Below are 2,172 nucleotides of genomic sequence, written 5' to 3'. Positions count from 1 at the left end.
ATAAATTTTTAATCCTCCGCCTCTGGCGGGCACCCTCTCCCCTCTCTCTCATGAATCCTCTGATTTCTCCGAATGACGCCGAATTTTCCGAGGCGTTCGATCCGAGCGACCTGCGTTCCTTTGAGGAAGGCGTCGAGGCCTTTCAGGACGGTCAGATCGGCTGGCGCCGTCTTGACGCGCAGGACATCCGCCGCATCGCCGCGAACCTCGGCATTCCTCTCTCCACCCTCGGAGAACTGATCGGCATGACGCGCCGCAGCGTCTATCGGTGGCTCGACGATCCCTCGTCGATCTCGATTCAGGTGTCGGTCGCGCTTGCCTTCATCGATGTCTGCGGCGAGGAGGCCTTCCGGGTGATGGTGGAGGAGGCGCGCCGCATGGACGAGGCGAGAGGACTGATCCGGGAGGCGCCTGCGGAGCCGGCGAAGGCGGAGGAAAAGGAGAGGAAGACTTCCGGCGTGCCGGAGGTCTTCGGGGCGAAGGAGGTCGTTGAACTGAGGCGCCGTCTGCGCGTCTCGCGCGCCTCGCTCGCGATCCGCCTCGACGTCTCCGAGAGCACCGTCGCGAAGTGGGAGCAGGGCCAGGGCGTCGCCAAGGGCCCGGCCCTCATCGCGCTCAGGCTCCTCTGGAAGAATGGCCGCAAGGCGCTTGATGTCTGAGCGCTGAGCCATGAGGATGTGAGGCGGACCGCACGGAGCGGCCGCCTTCTCTCCGGCGCGCCTTCCCTGAGCGCGCAGTTTCCCCGCCCGCGTCTCCCCTGAGCCGCGGGCGGTATGTTTCTGAGCTTCCCTCCCCTGCCCGGCCGGGTCATCCCGGGCCGGACTTTTCGGACGCCCGTGGGGTTCATTCTCCTCCGCCCGAAGCAATGCCGCGGCCGTCCTGCCTGCGCGACAAATTCCGTTTGTCGTCTATATCGGACATATTGCTTTTTCATCGCTGTTACTGCTAGGATGTATACAGCGCGCCCAAAGCATTTTCCGCCCTCCCTTGAAGCCGAGGGGGAAAGGACATGCAGTCTCCCCGGGCGCCAGAGGGAATGCGATGAACTGGAACTGGGCAATCTTCCTTGATGAACTGCGCCGCAACTGCGGACCGGTGCTCTGTGTGGCGGGCGTGGTGCTCGCTGTCTCGTCGTTTCTGTTTGCCATCACGGCTCTCAAGGAGGCCCTGCTCCGTGCCTGGCAGCTTGACGTCCGTCACATCCGGAGCCGCCGGCATCGCTGCAGCCGCATTGTCCGTCTGCTCTGGCCGGTGCTCGTCCTCGCGCTCATTCATCTCGCGGGGCTCGGCTGGTGCCGCGAGACGGGCGTGCACGAGATCCCGCTCCTCGTCAACATTCCCGGCGCGCTCTCGGGCGGCCTCGGCATCTGGATGTTCCTCCGCATCCTGGCGGAGTGGCTTGGCGTGAAACGCGACATCCGGCGGGCGGTGTCGAGCTGAGCGACCCGGTGCGGACTTGAAAAACAAGCGTCCCGGCGGCTTCGGGAAACCGGCCGGAACGCCCTGCTTTAGAGAGAAGGAGCGGATCTGAGCGAGTGAAACGGAAGGCACCCGGGCGGCTCCGGGGAGCGCCTCCCGCCTCTTCTCAGATCAGACCGTTGAGACGAATCAGGCCTTCGCCTTCTTCGCGCGCGCGGCCATGTCCTGCGCGGCGTGACGGCCGAAGATCACGGCGGCGGTGAGCTGCGAGCCCACGATGTAGTTGTAGTAGAAGAGGCCGCCGATCGCGTTGCCCGCGGCGTAGAGGCCGGGAATCGGCTGCTGCTCGGCGTTGAGGACCTGGCCCTTGGCGTTGATCTTCGGGCCGCCGAAGGTCGCGGTCATGCCGCCCTGGAACGGGAGCGCGAGGAACGGCGCCTTCGAGAGGAGCCTCGGGGCCTTGAGCGTGTTGGGCGGGTTCATGTCGCCGGCCTTGCCGCTCTCGACCGCCTTGTTGTAGTCCTCGAGGGTCTTCGTGAGCACCTTCTCGTCCATGCCGATCGCACGGGCGAGCTCGGCGAAGGTGTTGCCCTGGAAGATCGGGGCCTTCTTCGCGCGGTAGCGGTCAAGGCGCGTGGCGACGGTGTCGTTCTCGAGCACCGACGAGTCGATCACGATGTAGGCCCAGTTGTCGCGGGTGATGACGGGGAGTTCCTTCGCCATCTCGACGTAGGTCTTCGCTTCGTTGATGAT

Annotated in this window: 3 protein-coding genes; 2 read left to right on the top strand and 1 reads right to left on the bottom strand. The window is 65.1% G+C overall.

Annotated features, from left to right (window positions below):
* Positions 1-659, top strand: a 659-nt coding sequence (locus Q4F91_RS13415; RefSeq protein ID WP_303338235.1) for a DNA-binding transcriptional regulator, incomplete at its 5' end; no start/stop codon positions are given.
* Between the two features lie 382 nt (positions 660-1,041).
* A complete protein-coding gene (locus Q4F91_RS13410; RefSeq protein WP_303338234.1) occupies positions 1,042-1,440 on the top strand; it encodes a hypothetical protein in 399 nt (132 codons plus the stop codon).
* Between the two features lie 168 nt (positions 1,441-1,608).
* Here Q4F91_RS13410 and Q4F91_RS13405 read toward each other — a convergent pair.
* Positions 1,609-2,172, bottom strand: a 564-nt coding sequence (locus Q4F91_RS13405) for an FAD-binding protein (protein ID WP_303338233.1), incomplete at its 5' end; no start/stop codon positions are given.

Origin of the sequence: Sutterella sp., assembly GCF_030539355.1 — a bacterium.
In the GTDB taxonomy this organism is placed as follows: Bacteria; Pseudomonadota; Gammaproteobacteria; order Burkholderiales; family Burkholderiaceae_F; genus Sutterella.
The sequence above is the reverse complement of the archived record's forward strand: the minus strand, read 5'-3'. Positions and strand labels throughout refer to the sequence as shown.

Coding starts and splice junctions, on each gene's coding strand:
- Q4F91_RS13410 (WP_303338234.1), top strand. CDS start 1,042: ATGAACTGGAACTGGGCAATCTTCCTTGATGAACTGCGCCGCAACTGC.